The sequence below is a fragment of the Micromonospora sp. CNZ285 genome, from assembly GCF_004637285.1.
Window position 1 is genome coordinate 753,263 of sequence record NZ_SPQD01000001.1, and the last position, 18,115, is coordinate 771,377.

Consider the following 18,115-nt stretch of genomic DNA (forward strand, 5'->3'; position numbering starts at 1 on the left):
AACCTTCTCTGCATAGTCATGCGGAGGTGGGTATGGGCATTCGGGTTGCCGTGGCCGGGGCGAGTGGATACGCCGGGGGCGAACTGCTGCGCCTGCTCGCCGGTCACCCCGAGTTCGAGCTGATCGCCGCCACCGCGCACAGCCAGGCCGGCCAGCCAGTCACCGCCGTACACCCGCACCTCGCGGGCCTCGACCTGGTGTTCGCCGCGACCGAACCGGCGACCCTCGCCGACGCGGACCTGGTCTTCCTGGCCCTGCCGCACGGGCAGTCCGCGGCGCTCGCCGCGGCGCTGCCCGACACGGTCAAGGTGGTCGACCTCGGCGCGGACCACCGGCTGCGCGACGCCGGCGCCTGGTCCCGCTACTACGGCGGCGAGCACGCCGGCGCCTGGACCTACGGGCTGCCCGAACTGCCCGGGCAGCGGGCCGAGATCGCCGCCGCGACGCGGGTCGCCAGCACCGGCTGCTACGCGGTGGCGACCACGCTGGCGCTCGCGCCGCTGATCGCCGCCGGCACGGTACGCCCCGACGACGTGGTGGTGGTCGCCGCCTCCGGCACCTCCGGCGCGGGCCGGGCCGCCAAGGCCCACCTGCTCGGCAGCGAGGTGATGGGCGACCTGACCCCCTACAAGGTGGGCGCGCACCAGCACGTGCCGGAGATCAAGCAGGCCACCGGCGCGACCGGCCTGTCCTTCACCCCGGTGCTCGCGCCGATGCCCCGGGGGATCCTGGCCACCGTCACCGCGGTGCCCACCGGCGACGCCGACCCGCGCGCGGTGCTGGCCGCCGCATACGCCGACGCGCCGTTCGTGCACGTGCTGCCCGAGGGATCGTGGCCGCACACCGCGGCCACCGCCGGGTCGAACTCCGGCCACCTCCAGGCGACTGTGGACGTCGACTCGGGGCGGGTGATCGTGGTCAGCGCGATCGACAACCTGGGCAAGGGCGCGGCCGGTCAGGCCGTGCAGAACGCCAACCTGATGGTGGGTCTCCCCGAGACCACCGGTCTGTCCGTGTTTGGAGTGGCCCCGTGAGCGTCACCGTCCCCCGTGGGTTCCGCGCCGCAGGTGTCGCGGCCGGACTGAAGTCCTCCGGCGCCGCCGACGTCGCCCTCGTGATCAACGACGGCCCGGACGCCGGCGTGGCCGGTGTGTTCACCGCCAACCGGGTCAAGGCCGCGCCGGTGCTGTGGAGCCAGCAGGTCGTGCACGGCGGCGTCGTGCGCGCCGTGGTGCTCAACTCCGGCGGGGCGAACGCCTGCACCGGCCCGGCCGGCTTCCAGGACACCCACGCCACCGCCGAGCACACCGCCGCCGCGATCACCGCGGCGAACGCGCGGCTGATCGTCGGCGCGGGCGAGGTCGCGGTCTGCTCGACCGGCCTGATCGGCGAGCGGCTGCCGATGGACAAGCTGCTTCCCGGCGTACGCGAGGCGGTGCGCGGCCTGTCGCGCGACGGCGGCCCGGCCGCGGCCGAAGCGATCATGACCACCGACACCCGGCCCAAGACGACAGTGGCGCAGGGTACGGGCTGGACCGTCGGCGGCATGGCGAAGGGCGCGGGCATGCTCGCCCCGGCCATGGCGACCATGCTCTGCGTGCTCACCACCGACGCGGTGGCCGGGCCGGACGCCCTGGACGCCGCGCTGCGCGCCGCCACCCGGATCACGTTCGACCGGATCGACTCCGACGGCTGCATGTCCACCAACGACACGGTGCTGCTGCTGGCCAGCGGCGCCTCGGGCATCGAGCCGACCGAGGCGGAGCTGACCGCCGCGGTCACCGCCGCCTGCCACGACCTGGCCCAGCAGCTCCTGGCCGACGCCGAGGGCGCGACCAAGGAGGTAGCGATCGAGGTGGTCGGCGCGGCGAGCGAGGACGACGCGGTCGAGGTGGGCCGCACGGTGGCCCGCAACAACCTGGTGAAGACCGCGCTGTTCGGCAACGACCCGAACTGGGGCCGGATCCTCGCCGCGGTCGGCACCACGGCCGCCGTGTTCGAGCCGGACGGCGTGGACGTCGCGGTGAACGGCATCTGGGTGTGCCGGGGCGGCGCCGCCGCCGAGGACCGCGCCAAGGTGGACCTCACCGGCCGAGGCGTCACGGTCCGGATCGACCTGCACGCCGGTGCCGACGCGGCCACCATCTGGACCAACGACCTGTCGCACGCGTACGTCCACGAGAACTCGGCTTATTCGACGTGAGCGCGAGGAACGCAGCGAAGCGGAGTCCCGCAGTCGCGAACGAAAGGCGGGCTCAGCATGAATCTGAGTGCTGACCTCACCCGGGCCCAGGCCAAGGCCGCCACGCTGATCGAGGCGCTGCCCTGGCTGGCCCGTTTCTCCGGCGCCACGGTCGTGGTCAAGTACGGCGGCAACGCCATGGTCGACCCCGAACTCCAGCGGGCGTTCGCCGCCGACATGGTGTTCCTGCGCTACGCGGGCCTGAAGCCGGTCGTGGTGCACGGCGGTGGTCCGCAGATCTCCGCCATGCTCGGCCGCCTGGGCATCGCCAGCGAGTTCCGGGGCGGCCTGCGGGTCACCACCCCGGAGGCGATGGACGTGGTCCGGATGGTCCTGGTCGGTCAGGTCGGCCGGGAACTGGTCGGGCTGATCAACGCGCACGGCCCGTACGCGGTCGGCCTCTCCGGTGAGGACGCCGGGCTGTTCACGGCGGTGCGCCGTCCCGCGTACGTGGACGGGGAAGCGGTCGACGTGGGCCAGGTCGGCGACGTGGAGTCGGTGAACGTCTCGGCGGTGACCGACCTGATCGAGGCCGGCCGGATCCCGGTCATCTCGACAGTCGCGCCGGACGCCGACGGGGTGCTGCACAACCTCAACGCGGACACCGCCGCCGCCGCGCTCGCGGTGGCGCTGGACGCCCGCAAGCTGGTCGTGCTGACCGACGTGCCCGGCCTGTACGCGGATTGGCCGGACACGTCCAGCCTGGTCAGCGAGATCACCGCGGACGACCTGGCGAAGCTGCTGCCGTCCCTGGAGTCGGGCATGGTCCCGAAGATGGAGGCCTGCCTGCGGGCGGTGCGCGGGGGAGTGCCCGCCGCGCACGTCGTCGACGGCCGGGTCGCCCACTCCACGCTGCTGGAAGTGTTCACGTCGGAGGGCTTCGGAACGATGGTGATCGAGTCATGAGCACGCTCGTGCAGCGGTGGAACGCCACCATGATGGACAACTACGGCACGCCGCCGCTGGCGCTCGTGTCCGGCTCCGGCGCCGTCGTGACCGACGAGGCCGGCCGGGAGTACGTCGACCTGCTCGGCGGCATCGCCGTCAACGCGCTCGGCCACGCCCATCCGGCGGTGGTGGCCGCCGTCAGCAAGCAGGTCGCGACGCTCGGGCACGTGTCGAACCTGTTCGTCGCCGAGCCGCCGGTGGCGCTGGCCGAGCTGCTGCTCGCGCTGGCCGGCCGCCCGGGCCGGGTGTTCTTCGCCAACTCCGGCGCGGAGGCCAACGAGGCCGCGTTCAAGCTGTCCCGGCTCACCGGCCGCCGGCACGTGGTCGCCACCCACGGCGGGTTCCACGGCCGGACCATGGGCGCGCTGGCGCTGACCGGGCAGCCCGCGAAGGCCGACCCGTTCCGCCCGCTGCCCGGCGACGTGACGCACGTGCCGTTCGGCGACGCCGACGCGCTGGCCGAGGCCGTCACCGACGACACCGCCATGCTGATCATCGAGCCGATCCAGGGCGAGAACGGCGTGGTCGTCCCGCCGCCCGGCTACCTGGCCGCGGCCCGGCGGATCACCGCCGCGCACGGCGCTTTGCTGGTGCTGGACGAGGTGCAGACCGGTATCGGCCGCACCGGCCACTGGTTCGCCCACCAGGCCGAGGGCGTCGAGCCGGACGTCGTCACGCTCGCCAAGGGCCTCGGCGGCGGCCTGCCGCTGGGTGCCTGCCTGGCCTTCGGCCGGGCCGCCGACCTGCTCACCCCCGGCTCGCACGGCACCACGTTCGGCGGCAACCCGATCAGTTGCGCCGCCGCGCTCGCGGTGGTCTCCACGATCGCGCACGAGGGCCTGCTCGACCACGTCAAGCGCGTCGGCGAGCGGCTGCGGCGCGGCGTCGAGGCGCTCGGGCACCCGCTTGTCCGCGAGGTGCGCGGTGCCGGGCTGCTGCTCGGCGTCGTGCTCGACCAGCCGGTCTCCGCCGCCGCCGCGGCGGCGCTGCGCGAGGCGGGTTTCCTGGTCAACCCGGTGCAGCCGGACGTGGTCCGGCTCGCCCCGCCGCTGATCCTCACCGCCGCGCAGGCGGACGCGTTCCTCGCCGCGCTGCCGGCCGCGCTGTCCGCCGCCGGGCCGGCACCGTCCACCACCGGCACCGCCGCGCCGGCCGCGGCCGCCGTGCCCGGCCTTCCCGCCGACACCGCCGCGCCCGACGCCACGACCCCGACGGAGGCTCCCGCATGATCCGCCACTTCCTGCGCGACGACGACCTCACGCCCGCCGAGCAGGCCGCCGTGCTCGACCTCGCCGCCCGGATGAAGGCCGACCGGTACGCGCACCAGCCCCTGACCGGGCCGAAGTCGGTGGCGGTGCTGTTCGACAAGCAGAGCCTGCGTACCCGGATCTCGTTCGACGTGGGCATCGCCGAGCTGGGCGGGCACCCGCTCGTGGTGGACACCCAGGTCACCCACTTCGGCCGGGGCGAGACGCTGGCCGACGCGGGCCGGGTGCTGTCCCGCTACGTCGCCGCGATCGTGCTGCGCACTCACGGCGACGACCGGATCGCCGAGGTCGCCGAGCACGCCACGGTGCCCGTCGTGAACGCGCTCACCGACACGTACCACCCCTGCCAGCTGCTGGCCGACCTGCTCACCGTGCGGGAGCGTTTCGGCGGCACCGCCGGGCGGATCGTGACGTACGTGGGCGACGCGGCGAACAACATGGCCCACTCGTACCTGCTGGCCGGGACGACCGCCGGGATGCACGTGCGGATCGCCGGCCCGGACGGGTTCCAGCCGGACCCGGAGATCGTGGCCCGCGCCGAGAAGATCGCCGCCACCACGGGCGGGTCGGTGCAGCTGTTCACCGATCCGGTCGAGGCGGTACGCGGCGCGCACGTCGTCGCCACCGACACCTGGACGTCGATGGGGCAGGAGGACGACGGGCTGGACCGGATCACCCCGTTCCTGCCGTACCAGGTCAACGCCGCGCTGCTCGGCCATGCCGACGCCGACGTGATCGTGCTGCACTGCCTGCCCGCGCACCGGGGCGAGGAGATCACCGACGAGGCGCTCGACGGCCCGCACAGCGCGGTGTTCGACCAGGCGGAGAATCGGCTGCACGCCCAGAAGGCGCTGCTGACGTTTCTCCTGGAGGAATCCGTATGACCGCTCCGCTGACCCGCGCCGCGCGGCACGCCCGCATCGTCGAGCTGATCCGCGACACCCCCATCCACTCGCAGACCGAGCTGGCCGACCTGCTCGCCGGGGACGGCATCCAGGTCACCCAGGCCACGCTGTCGCGCGACCTGAAGGAACTGGGAGCGGTGACCGCGCGTGGCGGCGACGGGCGGGGCGTCTACCTGATCCCGGAGGACGGGCACCGGCCGCTGCGCGACGCCGAGGGCGCACCGGCCCGGCTGGTCCGGCTGCTGCGTGAGCTGCTCAACGGCGTCGACTCCAGCGGCAACATCGCGGTGCTGCGCACCCCGCCGGGCGCCGCCCAGTACCTCGCCAGCGCGCTGGACCGGGCCGGCCTGTCCGAGATCGTCGGCACCATCGCCGGCGACGACACCATCCTCGTCGTGGCCCGCGAGGCCGACGGCGGCGCCGCGCTGGGTGAGCGGCTCGCCGCGTGGGCCCGCCGCGACGACACAGTCGAAGGGGGCACCTCGTGACCGGGCGGGTCGTGCTCGCGTACTCCGGGGGGCTGGACACCTCGGTCGCGATCCCGTACCTGGCCGAGCGGACCGGCGCGGAGGTGATCGCGGTCGCCGTCGACGTCGGTCAGGGCGGCGAGGACATGTCAGTGATCCGGCAGCGCGCGCTCGACTGCGGCGCCGTCGAGTCCGAGGTGGTCGACGCCCGCGACGAGTTCGCCGCCGACTACTGCCTGCCGGCGATCCGGGCCAACGCCCTCTACATGGACCGCTACCCGCTGGTGTCCGCACTGTCCCGGCCGCTGATCGTCAAGCATCTGGTCGCGGCGGCGCGCGCCCACGGCGGCACGATCGTGTCGCACGGCTGCACCGGCAAGGGCAACGACCAGGTCCGGTTCGAGGTCGGCCTGGCCGCCCTCGCGCCCGACCTGACGGTCGTCGCGCCGGCCCGGGACTTCGCCTGGACCCGGGACAAGGCGATCGCGTACGCCGAGGAGAAGGGCCTGCCGATCGACGTGTCGGCCAAGTCCCCGTACTCGATCGACCAGAACCTGTGGGGCCGGGCCGTGGAGACCGGCTTCCTGGAGGACATCTGGAACGCCCCGGTCGAGGACCTCTACGCGTACACCGAGGACCCGGCGTCGGAACGCGACCCGGACGACCTGGTGATCACGTTCGACGGCGGCGTCCCGGTCGCGATCGACGGCGAGACGGTCACGCCCTACGAGGCGATCCGGGAGCTGAACCGGCGGGCCGGGGCGCACGGCGTGGGCCGGCTGGACATGGTCGAGGACCGGCTGGTCGGCATCAAGAGCCGCGAGGTGTACGAGGCGCCAGGCGCGCTCGCCCTGATCACCGCCCACCAGGAGCTGGAGGCGGTCACCGTCGAGCGGGATCTCGCCCGGTTCAAGCGCGGCGTCGACCAGCGCTGGGGTGAGCTGGTCTACGACGGGCTCTGGTTCTCGCCGCTGAAGCGCGCGCTGGACGCGTTCATCGACGACGCCCAGCGGCACGTCAGCGGCGAGGTACGGCTGCGCCTGCACGGCGGCCGGGCGGTCGTCACCGGCCGGCGCTCCGAGGCGAGCCTCTACGACTTCGGCCTCGCCACCTACGACACCGGCGACACGTTCGACCAGTCGCTGGCGAAGGGATTCGTACGACTGTGGGGACTGCCCAGCACGATGGCCGCGCAACGGGACGCCCGGATGGGAGGGGCCTGATGGGGGGCACCACAATGGGTGGGGTGGACGACAAGAGCCTGACCGAGAACAGCGCCCCCGCCAACCGGACGAGCCTCTGGGGCGGCCGGTTCGCGGGCGGTCCCGCCGAGGCGCTCGCGCGGCTGTCGGTGAGCGTCCAGTTCGACTGGCGCCTCGCCCCGTACGACATCGCCGGTTCCCGCGCGCACGCCCGGGTCCTCGCCGGCGCCGGCCTGCTCGACCCGGACGAACTGGGCCGGATGCTTGCGGCGCTGGACGACCTGGAGGCGGCCTGCGCCTCCGGCGCGTTCCGCCCGACGGTGGACGACGAGGACGTGCACACCGCGCTGGAACGCGGCCTGCTGGAACGGCTCGGCAGCCTCGGCGGCAAGCTGCGCGCCGGCCGGTCCCGCAACGACCAGGTCGCCACCGACCTGCGGCTCTACCTGCGCGACCACGCCCGCGGCGTGGCGGCCCGGCTGGTCGAGCTGGCCGAGGCGCTCGTCGAGCAGGCGGAGCGGCACGTGGACACCGCCGCGCCGGGCATGACGCATCTGCAGCACGCCCAGCCGGTGACGTTCGGGCACTGGCTGCTGGCGCACGTGCAGCCGCTGCTGCGCGACCTGGAACGGATGCGCGACTGGGACGAGCGGACCGCGATCAGCCCGCTCGGCGCGGGCGCGCTGGCCGGCTCGGGACTGCCGCTGGACCCGGTGGCGGTCGCCAAGGAGCTGGGTTTCCGCACCTCGTTCGCCAACTCGATGGACGCGGTCGCCGACCGCGACTTCGTGGCCGAGTTCCTGTTCGTCACCGCCATGATCGGCGTGCACCTGTCCCGCCTCGGCGAGGAGGTGGTGCTCTGGACGTCGCAGGAGTTCGGCTGGGTCGAGCTGGACGACGCCTTCGCCACCGGCTCGTCGATCATGCCGCAGAAGAAGAACGCGGACATCGCCGAGCTGGCTCGGGGCAAGTCCGGCCGGCTGGTCGGCGGCCTGATGAGCGTGCTCACCATGCTCAAGGGCCTGCCCATGACGTACGACCGGGACATGCAGGAGGACAAGGAGCCGGCGTTCGACGCGGTCGACACGCTGGAGCTGCTGCTGCCCGCGCTGGCCGGGATGATCTCCACGATGACGGTCCGGGTGGACCGGCTGGTCGCGAGCGCCCCGTCGGGCTTCTCGCTGGCCACCGAGGTCGCCGACTGGCTGGTCCGGCGCAACGTGCCGTTCCGCGACGCGCACGAGATCACCGGCAAGCTGGTGGCGCTCTGCGCCGCCCGCGACTGCGCGCTGGACGAGGTGTCCGACGCCGACCTGGCCGCGGTCAGCGAGCACCTGGACCCGTCGGTGCGCGACGTGCTCTCGGTGCGCTCGGCGCTGGCCGCCCGCATCACGCCCGGCTCCACCGGCCCCGGTCCGGTCGCCGACCAGCTCGCCGCCGCGGCGGACAAGCTGACCGGCTGGCGGGAGTGGGCCGCCGAGCGGGTCGTCCCCCGCTGACCTGCGGCTGATCCGGGGCAGGCGTCCGCCTGCCCCGGGCCAGCGCCGAGATCTTGGTACGAAATGGCCCCCATAGGGGCGCTAATCTTCCAAGATCTGCGAGAGGTCCTGCTTTGTGGAACGCGGATTCCAGTTGCCGGACGCGTCCCCCGGGTCAGGCTGTGGGGCGCTCGCGTTTCGGGAGCTTGGCCACGACCGCGTCGTACGACCCGTCGACCGCCTCGATCAGCTCGTCGTCCGGGATGCCGCCGGAGAGCCGCAGCGTGTTCCAGCCGGACCGGCCGATGTAGGGGGAGGGGCGCGCGTCGGCCGGGAACCGGTGCAGCCACTCGTCGGCCACCTCCCGGGACGCCCCGCACTTCACCCCGAGCCGGGCCTCACCGTCGGGGGAGCCGAGGAACGCGAAGATGCGGCTGCCCACCTTCACCACCTCGTCGCCCTCCCACGGCCGGTCGAGCCAGGCTCCCGGCTTGGCCAGGCAGTAGGCCAGCATCTCCTCGCGCGTCATCGCGTCCTCCCGTGCCGTCGTCCGGCACAGTCTCGCCTGCCGCTGTGACACCCCGCGCCGCCGGGCGGCCGGTCAGTCGCCGGTGCCGGTGCGGACGGTGAGCCGCTCGTAGCGCTGCCGGGCCGCCTGGGCGCTGCCCAGCCCCAGCCCGAAGGCGATCGCCTGCCAGGTCATGCCCCGCCCGCGGGCCACCTGCAACAGGCCGGCCTCCAGCGCGTCCACCTCGGCCCGCACGTGCGGGATCAGCGTCAGCGCGGCCATCAGGTCGGCCTGGTCGACGGGCTCCTCACCCTCGTCCAGCTCGGCGCCTCCGGCGAGCGCCATCACCAGCGTGGCCGCCTCGTACGCGTCGGGCACGTCGGGGTGGGCGTAGCGACGGCGGCGGGAGTTGGTGCCGGCGTGCCGCTCGGCGATCCGCAGCAGCGCAGCGTAGTTGCGGTGCGCCCGGGCCTGGGCAGCATCCGGAGCGGTGAACGGGTCGTTGTCCACGGTGACCATGCCGTCCATCCCACACCCAAGAATGGCCTGTTGTCAACACCCCGTTGAAAGCCCTTCGTGTAAAACACCGTGACCTCAACGTGTGGTGAACATTCGGCGCGTCATGCCACCACAGACGCGTCGCGGGGTGTCCCGGGTTGCCCGGAACGGGCCGATTCAGGCCGGCGAGTTCCGCGCCGAGGCGGCGGGGGCGGGCCGGCGGCGCGGGGTGTGCCGCCGGTAGACGCTCACGCTCGGCTCGTCCGCCAGCCAGAACCGCCACGGCAGGTCGTGCGCGGCGGCGACCCCGACGCGCGGCCCGGCGACGATCCGCGCCGGGTCGACAGGGCTCGCCGGCGGCGTCAGCAGCAGCGGGCCGCTGCCGTCGATCGCCGAGGTGCCGTTCGCGTCCCGCCCGAGCCCGAGCGCGGTGACCAGCCGGGCCGGCCCGCGGGCCAGCTCCCGGTCGGCGGCGCGCGGCCGGCGCTCGCGGGCGATCTCGACGCCGTCGACCACCTCGCCCGCGCGCAGCAGCACCGCCGCCGCCTCGCCGTCGCGACCGCAGACGATGTTCGCGCACCAGTGCATGCCGAACACGAAGTACACGTAGACGTGCCCGGCGGGCCCGAACATGACCTTGTTGCGCGGCGTCGGCCCGCGGTGGGCGTGCGACGCCGGGTCCTCGCCGGTGCCCGCGTACGCCTCGACCTCGGTGAGCCTGATGGTGACGCCGCCGGCCGACACGGTCCAGCCGAGCAGCGTCCGCGCGGTGTCGGCGACCTGCGCGGCGGGTGCGTCGAGCCAGGGGTACGTCATCGCGGCAAGGGTAGTCGGTGGGTGGCGCGTGATCCGGGCCACGAGGGGGTGGGCGGCCACCGGAATAGTTGACTCGTCAAATATGTTGTGAGGAGCGATCCCGGGCGACCGGTCCGGACCCCACGCGAGGAGCTGGTCATGCAGTTCGGAGTCTTCACCGTCGGTGACGTCACCGTCGACCCCACGAACGGGCGGCTGCCGTCCGAGCGTGAGCGGATCAAGGCCATGACCGCCATCGCGCTCAAGGCCGAGGAGGTCGGCCTGGACGTCTTCGCCACCGGCGAGCACCACAACCCGCCGTTCGTGCCGTCGTCGCCGACCACCATGCTCGGCTGGATCGCCGCGCGTACCGAACGGCTGCTGCTGTCCACCTCGACCACGCTGATCACCACGAACGACCCGGTGAAGATCGCCGAGGACTACGCGATGCTCCAGCACCTGGCCGACGGCCGGGTGGACCTGATGATGGGCCGCGGCAACACCGGCCCGGTCTACCCGTGGTTCGGGCAGGACATCCGCAACGGCATCCCGCTGGCCATCGAGAACTACGACCTGCTGCACCGGCTGTGGCGCGAGGACGTGGTCGACTGGAAGGGCCGCTTCCGGACACCGTTGCAGTCGTTCACCTCGACCCCGCGCCCGCTCGACGGCGTGCCGCCGTTCGTCTGGCACGGCTCGATCCGCAGCCCCGAGATCGCCGAGCAGGCCGCGTACTACGGTGACGGCTTCTTCGCCAACCACATCTTCTGGCCCAAGGAGCACACGCAGCGGATGGTCGGCCTCTACCGGGAGCGGTACGCGCACTACGGCCACGGCTCGCCGGACCAGGCCATCGTCGGCCTCGGCGGGCAGGTGTTCATGCGCCGCAACTCCCAGGACGCGGTACGCGAGTTCCGCCCCTACTTCGACAACGCCCCGGTCTACGGGCACGGCCCGTCGCTGGAGGAGTTCACCCGGGAGACGCCGCTGACCGTCGGCAGCCCGCAGCAGGTCATCGACCGCACGCTGGGCTTCCGCGAGTACGTCGGCGACTACCAGCGGCAGCTGTTCCTGATGGACCACGCCGGGTTGCCGCTGAAGACCGTGCTGGAGCAGCTCGACCTGCTGGGCGAGGAGGTGGTCCCGGTGCTGCGCAAGGAGTTCGACTCGCTGCGTCCGGCGCACGTGCCCGAGGCGCCCACCCACGCGAGCCTGCTCGCCGCCCGCGACGCCGCCCCGGCCGGGGAGCAGCGATGACCAGCCGTACCCTCGCGGTCGTCTCGGCCGGTCTCGGCCAGCCGTCGTCCACCCGCCTGCTCGCCGACCAGCTCGCCGCGGCCGCCCGCGACGAGCTGGCCGGCCGCGGCGCCACTGTGGAACTGCGCGTGATCGAGCTGCGCGAGCACGCCCACGACGTGGTGAACCACCTGCTCACCGGCTTCGCGCCGGCCGCGCTGCGGCGGACGCTCGACGAGGTGGCCGCCGCCGACGGGCTGATCGCGGTGACGCCGATCTTCAACGCGTCCTACAACGGGCTGTTCAAGTCGTTCTTCGACGTGGTCGACCGGGACGCGCTGGCCGGCAAGCCGGTGCTGCTCGGGGCGACCGGCGGCACCGCCCGGCACTCGCTGGCGCTGGAGCACGCGGTCCGGCCGATGTTCACGTACCTGCGGGCCGCGACGCTGCCCACCGCGGTCTTCGCCGCACCCGAGGACTGGGCCGGCGACGACGGCGACAGCGCGCTGCGGTCCCGGATCCGCCGGGCCGGAGCCGAGCTGGCCGAGCAGGTGGACCGCCGCCCGCCCGCGACCGGCCCGGCCGACCCGTTCGCGCTCACCACCGACTTCGCCGACCTGCTCGCCGGCCGCGACCCGTCCTGACGCCTGGGCGGACCGGACCGGCCCGGCCAGCCGCGCGGCGCGTCAGTCGTCGGCCGGCTCGGGCCGGTGGGCGACGAGCACCGGGCAGTGGGAGTGCTGCACCAGCGCCTGGCTGACCGAGCCGAGCAGCAGCCCGGCGAAGCCGCCCCGGCCCCGGGAACCGACCACCACGAGCGACGCCTCGCCGCTGGCCTCCCGGAGCGCGGTCTCCGGCGAGGCGGCGGTCACGGCCCGCTCCGTCACCCGCAGGTCCGGGTGCGCCGCCCGGACCCGGGCCGCGGCCTCGGCCAGCAGCCCGGCCGCCTCGGCCCGCGCGGCGGTGGACGCCTCCGCCGCGACCTCCGGCGCCACCGCGCCGCGTTCCGGCGACCGGACGTGCATCAGCACCAGCTCCGCGTCGCGCCGGTCGGCCTCGTCCGCCGCCAGCTCGATCGCGTACGCGGCCGAGTCGGAGCCGTCCACGCCGACCAGCACCGGGCCGTCCACCGGGATCGGCTGCTCCTCCGGGCGGACGATCAGCACCGGGCAGTGCCCGTGCTGCGCGAGCTGCCCGCTGACCGAGCCGAGCAGCAGGCCGGCGAAGCCGCCCACGCCCCGGCTGCCCACCACGACCAGTTCGGCGCGGCGGGACTCCTCGACCATGGTGGCGCCGGGGCCGCCGGCGACCTGGCGTACCTGCACCCGCAGGCCCGGGTGCCGCTCGGCCAGGTCGGCGGCGACCGACTCCAGCATCTTCTCCGACTCCGCGGTGGGCGCCGGCACCCCCAGGTCGTACGGGTTGAGCGGCACGCCGTAGCCCATCGGATGCAGATAGCCGTGCACGAGCAGCAGCGGCCGGGAACGGGCGACGGCGGTCGCGGCGGCCAGGTCGGCGGCGGCCAGGCTGGACGGCGATCCGTCCACTCCCGCCACGACGGGTCGGTTCATCTGGTGCTTTCCCTCCGGTCGGCTCAGGCCATTGTGGCGGTACCGGCCCCGCCCGGGCCGGGGAACCGGCTCAGTGGGTCCGGTCGCCCCGGTGCCGGACGACGGCCAGCGGGCTGTGGCAGTGGTGCAGCACGGCGTGGCTGACCGAGCCGAGCAGCAGCGCACCGAGGCTACCGCGCCCGTGCGCGCCGACCACCGTCAGCTGCGCGCCGACGGACTCCTCGACGAGCACCCGGGACGGGGTGGCGGCGGCGACCAGCTTCGGCCGTACCGTGACCTCCGGGTAGCGCTCGGCCCAGCCGGCGACGGCCTCGGCCAGCACCCGCTGCTCGTCGGCGCGCAGCTCCTGCGGGTCGTACGCCAGCGGCACGACGTCGCCGAACGCCTCCCGGTAGGTCACCGGCTGCGGGTAGAGCCAGGTGTGCACCACGACGAGTTCGGCGCCGCGCGCCGCGGCCTCGGCGAACGCGAAGCCGACCGCCTCGTCCGACAGCGCCGAGCCGTCCACGCCGACCACCACCGGGCCGTCGGCGCGGGCCTCACCCCGGGCCACGAGCACCGGGCAGTCGGCGCGGGCGGAGAGCTGCACCGCGGCGGAGCCGACGAGGAGTTCGGCGAAGCCGCCCAGTCCCCGGTGACCCAGCACGAGCAGCGCGGCGTCGCGGCTCTCCCGCAGCAGCACCGCCACCGGCCCGCCGTCGACGACCGCGCCGGTCACCGCCAGCTCCGCGTCGACCTTGCGAGCCTCGTCCACCGCCTCCTCGACCAGCTTCTCGGCCTCCTGGCGCAGCTCGATGTCGGGCAGCACCGGGGCGACCATGCCCAGCGGCGTGCCGACCAGCGGCCACAGGAAGGCGTTCACCACCCGCAGCGGCCGGTGCCGCAGCACCGCCTCGCGTGCGGCCAGCCGTACCGCGTCCAGCGCGGACGGGGAGCCGTCCACGCCCACCACGACGGGGGCACCGGTTCTGTCGGTCATCACGTCCTCCTTCGGTTCCCCTTCAGCCTGCGCCGACGGCCCCGGCCTGGGCAGAGTCGATCCGCCCGGCACGTCCGGGACCATCGGCCCCTACCGGCCGGGGCGGCGGCGGGGTGGAATGGAACCAGTGCTCCCCTCCTGTCGACCCTGGAGGCGCGATGACCCCGCTGGAGATGCTCCGCGTCCACCCCTTCCTGGCCGGGCTGCCCGACGAGTGGCTGCCCCGGCTCACCGGTTACGCCCGTCCGGTGGTCTGGCATCCCGGGCACCGGCTGTTCCGCGCCGGCCAGCCGGCCGACCGGTTCTGGCTGGTCCGCGGCGGCCAGGTGGCGCTGGACTTCCCGGTGCCGGGCCGCGGTGACGTGGGCATCGAGACGATCGGGCCGGGCGGCGTGCTCGGCTGGTCCTGGCTGTTCCCGCCGTACCGCTGGCAGTTCGGCGCGGTCGCCACCCAGCGCAGTACCGCTGTGGAACTCGACGCCGACGGGGTACGCCGGCTGATGGAGTCCGACGACACGCTCGGCCGTCAGCTCACCACCCGATTCATGAGCGTGGTGGTGGACCGGCTCCAGGCGTCCCGGGTCCGGCTGCTCGACCTGTACGGCTACCCGACGGCCGCCGCCAGCTGAACCGGCGGCCGGTCAGCGGTCGCGGACGACCAGCTCGTCCACCTCGAGCCGGCCGATGCGCAGCTCGCGGATCACCGCGCGGCGCACGGCGAGCCGGCCGACCACGAGTGAGCCCACCGCCACGGCGCCGAGCGCGATCGCGCCGAAGGCCAGCGCGCCGATCGCGGTCGCACCCAGCGCCCGCGCGCCTGTCGCACCGGCGCCGGTGGCCTGCGCCCCGACGGCCCGCGCTCCGGTCACGGCCAGCGGGCGGACACGGGCGATCGGGCGCAGACGAGACATGCCCCGATCCTAGTGGCGCGACGGCGGGCCGGTCAGGTGACGGTGAGACCGCGGGTGGCGAACTGGCCGCGTACCCGGGTCAGCAGGCCGGCATCCGGCGGCTCGGTGTCCGCCAGCGGGAACGTCAGCCCCAGCTCGGCGTACTTGTGCGCGCCGAGCCGGTGGAACGGCAGCACCTCGACGCGCTGCACCGTGGCCAGCCCGGCGGCCACGTCGGCCACCCGCTCCACCTCGTCGGCCGCGTCGGTCAGGCCGGGCACCAGCACGTACCGGATCCAGATCGGCGTACCCCGGTCGGCCAGCCGTTGCGCGAAGCGCAGCGTCGGCGCGAGCCGGCCGGTTCCGGTGACCCGGCGGTACGTCTGCGGGTTGCCCGCCTTGACGTCGAGCAGCACCAGGTCGGTGGCGTCCAGCAGCGCGTCGTCGGCGCGGACGCCGAGGAAGCCGGAGGTGTCCAGCGCGGTGTGCAGGCCGAGGTCGTCGTGGCAGCGGCGTAGCAGTTCCCGAGTGAACGCCGGTTGCAGCAGCGGCTCCCCGCCGCTGACCGTGACGCCACCGCCCGCCACCTGGATGAACCGGCGGTAGCGGGTGGCGAGCGTGACCATCTCGTCCACGGTGCGGCGGCGGCCACTGCGGCCGTACCAGGTGTCCGGGCTGTGGCAGTAGCGGCAGCGCAGCGGGCAGCCGGCCAGGAAGACCACGAACCGGGTGCCCGGACCGTCCACCCCGACCGAGGTGTCCCACGAGTGCACCGCACCGGAGACGGCACCCGGCGCCGCCGGAGTCACCTCCGGCGGCGCGGGCAGGCGGCCGTTCACAGCGACCCGTGGAAGGTCCGCGACACCACGTCGCGCTGCTGTTCCGGCGTGAGCCGGACGAAGTTCACCGCGTACCCGGAGACCCGGACGGTGAGCTGCGGGTACCGCTCCGGGTGCGCCATCGCGTCCAGCAGCGTCGCCCGGTCCAGCACGTTGACGTTGAGGTGGAACCCACCGGCGTCGGCGTAGCCGTCGAGCACCCCGGCCAGGTTCGCGATCCGCTCGTCGCGGGTGTGGCCCAGGCCGTCCGGCGTCACGGTGCCGGTCAGCGAGATGCCGTCGCGGGCCGCGTCGTACGGCAGCTTCGCCACCGACAGCGCCGACGCGACCAGGCCGTGCGTGTCCCGCCCGTTCATCGGGTTCGCCCCCGGCGCGAACGGCTCACCGGCGCGCCGGCCGTCCGGCGTGTTGCCGGTGTGCTTGCCGTACACCACGTTCGAGGTGATGGTGAGCACCGACATGGTCAGCTCCGCGTCGCGGTACGTGCGCTGCCGGCGCAGCTTCTCCGCGAACGTCTCGACCAGCCACACCGCGATCTCGTCGGCCCGGTCGTCGTCGTTGCCGTACGTCGGGAACTCGCCCTCGACCGCGAAGTCGACGGCCAGGCCGGTGGCGTCGCGCAGCACCTTCACCCGGCCGTACCGGATGGCCGACAGGCTGTCCACGGCGACCGACAGGCCGGCGATGCCGGTGGCCATGAACCGGCGCACCGGGTGGTCGTGCAGCGCCATCTCGAGGCGCTCGTACGCGTACCTGTCGTGCTGGTGGTGGATCACGTTCAGCGCGTCCACGTACGTCTGCGCCAGCCAGTCCAGCGTCCGGTCGTACGCGGCCAGCACCTCGTCGTAGTCGAGCGTCTCGCCGCCCACCGGCGCGGCCGGCGGGGCCACCTGCGTGCCGGTCAGCTCGTCCCGGCCGCCGTTGATCGCGTACAGCAGCGCCTTCGCCAGGTTCGCCCGGGCGCCGAAGAACTGCATGTCCCGGCCGACCCGCATGGCCGACACGCAGCAGGCGATAGCGGTGTCGTCGTCGTACGCCGGGCGGATCAGCTCGTCGTTCTCGTACTGGATGGCGCTGGTGTCCAGCGACACCTGGGCGCAGAACCGCTTGAACCCCTCGGGCAGCCGCGGCGACCAGAGCACAGTCAGGTTCGGCTCGGGCGCCGGACCGAGGTTGTAGAGCGTCTGGAGGTAGCGGAACGCGGTGCGGGTGACCAGCGGCCGGCCGTCCACGCCCATCCCGCCGAGCGACTCGGTGACCCAGGTCGGGTCGCCGGAGAACAGCTGGTCGTACTCGGGGGTGCGCAGGAAGCGAATGATCCGCAGCTTGATCACGAAGTCGTCGATCAGCTCCTGCGCGCCGCTCTCGTCCAGCCGCCCCTCGGCGATGTCCCGCCGCAGGTAGGCGTCGACGAACCCGGCCGTGCGGCCGAGCGACATCGCGGCGCCGTTCTGCTCCTTCGTGGCGGCCAGGTAGGCGAAGTAGAGCCACTGGATCGCCTGCGCGCCGGTGGCGGCCGGGCGGGAGATGTCGAAGCCGTACGAGGCGGCCATCTCCCTCAGCTCACCGAGCGCGCGGATCTGCTCGGCCAGTTCCTCCCGGTCGCGGATCACGTCGTCTGTGCTGCGCCGGCCGTCCAGCGCCGCCTTGAGCGCACGGCGCTCCTCGACCAGCCGGTCCACGCCGTACAGCGCCACCCGGCGGTAGTCGCCGATGATCCGCCCGCGCCCGTACGCGTCGGGCAGCCCGGTGATCACGTGCGAGCGCCGCGCGGCCAGCACGTCCGCCGGGTACGCGTCGAAGACCGCGTCGTTGTGGGTGCGGCGGTACCGGGTGAAGATCTCGTGCACGCGCGGGTCCGGTTCGCGCCCGTACGCGCGCAGCGCGGTCTCCACCATCCGCAGCCCGCCGGCCGGCATGATCGCCCGCCGCAGCGGCGCGTCGGTCTGCAACCCGACGATCAGCTCCCGCTCCCGGTCGATGTAGCCGGGCGCGTGCGAGGTGATCGTGGACGGGGTGGCCGCGTCGACGTCGTACACGCCGCGCCGCCGCTCCTCGCCGAACATCTCCCGCAGCCGGTCCCACACAGCGAGCGTGCGCGGCGTCGGCCCGGCGAGGAACGACGCGTCCCCGGTGTACGGCTCGTGGTTGTGGCGGACGAAGTCGGCCACGTCGATCGTCTCCTGCCACGCTCCGGCGTGGAATCCGCGCCAGGGGGCAAGGGGTGCGGTGGCGGTCATGTCGGTCCCTCTCCGGGCGTCGGCGGTGGCCCGGTCCCCGCCGGGTGCG

Annotated in this window: 19 protein-coding genes; 11 read left to right on the forward strand and 8 right to left on the reverse strand. The window is 74.0% G+C overall.

Features of this window, described 5'->3' with window-relative positions; translation table 11 throughout:
• The first annotated feature begins 32 nt into the window (after window positions 1-32).
• Genes argC through argH form a run of 8 tightly spaced genes read left to right on the forward strand, consistent with a single transcriptional unit; the run spans window position 33 to window position 8,531 of the window.
• A complete protein-coding gene (gene argC, locus CLT75_RS03495; RefSeq protein WP_135239450.1) occupies window positions 33-1,034 on the forward strand; it encodes an N-acetyl-gamma-glutamyl-phosphate reductase in 1,002 nt (333 codons plus the stop codon).
• Window positions 1,031-2,203: a bifunctional glutamate N-acetyltransferase/amino-acid acetyltransferase ArgJ gene (gene argJ, locus CLT75_RS03500; RefSeq protein WP_123109669.1), complete on the forward strand. Its 1,173-nt coding sequence runs from the start codon at window positions 1,031-1,033 to the stop codon at window positions 2,201-2,203. The genes argC and argJ overlap by 4 nt, the downstream gene beginning before the upstream one ends.
• Window positions 2,204-2,260: 57 nt before the next feature.
• A complete protein-coding gene (gene argB, locus CLT75_RS03505) occupies window positions 2,261-3,148 on the forward strand; it encodes an acetylglutamate kinase (protein ID WP_135239451.1) in 888 nt (295 codons plus the stop codon).
• Window positions 3,145-4,419, forward strand: coding sequence for an acetylornithine transaminase (locus CLT75_RS03510; protein ID WP_135239452.1), 1,275 nt, complete (start codon window positions 3,145-3,147; stop codon window positions 4,417-4,419). The genes argB and CLT75_RS03510 overlap by 4 nt, the downstream gene beginning before the upstream one ends.
• Window positions 4,416-5,342 (forward strand): ornithine carbamoyltransferase, encoded by a 927-nt coding sequence (gene argF, locus CLT75_RS03515; RefSeq protein WP_135239453.1) that lies wholly within the window; start codon window positions 4,416-4,418, stop codon window positions 5,340-5,342. The genes CLT75_RS03510 and argF overlap by 4 nt, the downstream gene beginning before the upstream one ends.
• Window positions 5,339-5,851 carry an arginine repressor gene (locus CLT75_RS03520; protein WP_135239454.1) on the forward strand — a complete coding sequence of 171 codons (513 nt, stop codon included), beginning with the start codon at window positions 5,339-5,341 and terminating at the stop codon, window positions 5,849-5,851. Before argF ends, CLT75_RS03520 begins: the two co-directional genes overlap by 4 nt.
• The gene (locus CLT75_RS03525) at window positions 5,848-7,053 is read left to right on the forward strand and encodes an argininosuccinate synthase (RefSeq protein WP_135239455.1); all 1,206 of its coding nucleotides are present in this window, start codon (window positions 5,848-5,850) and stop codon (window positions 7,051-7,053) included. Before CLT75_RS03520 ends, CLT75_RS03525 begins: the two co-directional genes overlap by 4 nt.
• Before the next feature lie 14 nt (window positions 7,054-7,067).
• The gene (gene argH / locus CLT75_RS03530) at window positions 7,068-8,531 is read left to right on the forward strand and encodes an argininosuccinate lyase (protein ID WP_030271078.1); all 1,464 of its coding nucleotides are present in this window, start codon (window positions 7,068-7,070) and stop codon (window positions 8,529-8,531) included.
• A 154-nt stretch (window positions 8,532-8,685) separates the two neighbouring features.
• Here argH and CLT75_RS03535 read toward each other — a convergent pair whose 3' ends face one another.
• The 3 genes from CLT75_RS03535 to CLT75_RS03545 form a co-directional block, all read right to left on the reverse strand.
• Entirely contained in the window at window positions 8,686-9,039 is a 354-nt protein-coding gene (locus CLT75_RS03535; protein WP_135239456.1) for an MmcQ/YjbR family DNA-binding protein, read from the reverse strand.
• Between the two features lie 72 nt (window positions 9,040-9,111).
• Window positions 9,112-9,537: a hypothetical protein gene (locus CLT75_RS03540; protein WP_013285554.1), complete on the reverse strand. Its 426-nt coding sequence runs from the start codon at window positions 9,535-9,537 to the stop codon at window positions 9,112-9,114.
• 156 nt (window positions 9,538-9,693) lie between these two features.
• Window positions 9,694-10,332 (reverse strand): DNA-3-methyladenine glycosylase, encoded by a 639-nt coding sequence (locus tag CLT75_RS03545; RefSeq protein ID WP_135239457.1) that lies wholly within the window; start codon window positions 10,330-10,332, stop codon window positions 9,694-9,696.
• A gap of 138 nt (window positions 10,333-10,470) precedes the next feature.
• Between CLT75_RS03545 and CLT75_RS03550 the strand changes: the two genes are divergently transcribed.
• Both CLT75_RS03550 and CLT75_RS03555 read left to right on the forward strand, forming a co-directional pair.
• Window positions 10,471-11,568, forward strand: a complete 1,098-nt coding sequence (locus tag CLT75_RS03550) for an LLM class flavin-dependent oxidoreductase (RefSeq protein ID WP_135239458.1) — start codon at window positions 10,471-10,473, stop codon at window positions 11,566-11,568.
• Window positions 11,565-12,191, forward strand: coding sequence for a CE1759 family FMN reductase (locus tag CLT75_RS03555; RefSeq protein WP_135239459.1), 627 nt, complete (start codon window positions 11,565-11,567; stop codon window positions 12,189-12,191). Before CLT75_RS03550 ends, CLT75_RS03555 begins: the two co-directional genes overlap by 4 nt.
• A gap of 42 nt (window positions 12,192-12,233) precedes the next feature.
• On the opposite strand, the gene CLT75_RS03560 is transcribed toward CLT75_RS03555, so the two are convergent.
• On the reverse strand, window positions 12,234-13,118 hold the full coding sequence (locus CLT75_RS03560) for a universal stress protein (RefSeq protein WP_135239460.1): 885 nt from the start codon (window positions 13,116-13,118) through the stop codon (window positions 12,234-12,236).
• A gap of 70 nt (window positions 13,119-13,188) precedes the next feature.
• On the reverse strand, window positions 13,189-14,097 hold the full coding sequence (locus CLT75_RS03565; protein ID WP_135239461.1) for a universal stress protein: 909 nt from the start codon (window positions 14,095-14,097) through the stop codon (window positions 13,189-13,191).
• 158 nt (window positions 14,098-14,255) lie between these two features.
• Here CLT75_RS03565 and CLT75_RS03570 point away from each other — a divergent pair, with 158 nt between their 5' ends.
• The gene (locus tag CLT75_RS03570) at window positions 14,256-14,726 is read left to right on the forward strand and encodes a cyclic nucleotide-binding domain-containing protein (protein ID WP_013285560.1); all 471 of its coding nucleotides are present in this window, start codon (window positions 14,256-14,258) and stop codon (window positions 14,724-14,726) included.
• A gap of 12 nt (window positions 14,727-14,738) precedes the next feature.
• Here the strand turns inward: CLT75_RS03570 and CLT75_RS03575 are convergent, their stop codons facing one another.
• From CLT75_RS03575 to pflB, 3 genes are read right to left on the reverse strand one after another with little or no spacing between them, the layout of a single operon-like run.
• Complete coding sequence (locus tag CLT75_RS03575; protein ID WP_486485050.1) at window positions 14,739-15,008, reverse strand: hypothetical protein; 270 nt, start codon at window positions 15,006-15,008, stop codon at window positions 14,739-14,741.
• A 32-nt stretch (window positions 15,009-15,040) separates the two neighbouring features.
• Entirely contained in the window at window positions 15,041-15,826 is a 786-nt protein-coding gene (gene pflA / locus CLT75_RS03580; protein WP_135239462.1) for a pyruvate formate-lyase-activating protein, read from the reverse strand.
• A complete protein-coding gene (gene pflB, locus CLT75_RS03585) occupies window positions 15,823-18,066 on the reverse strand; it encodes a formate C-acetyltransferase (RefSeq protein WP_135239463.1) in 2,244 nt (747 codons plus the stop codon). Before pflB ends, pflA begins: the two co-directional genes overlap by 4 nt.
• Window positions 18,067-18,115 lie beyond the last annotated feature (49 nt).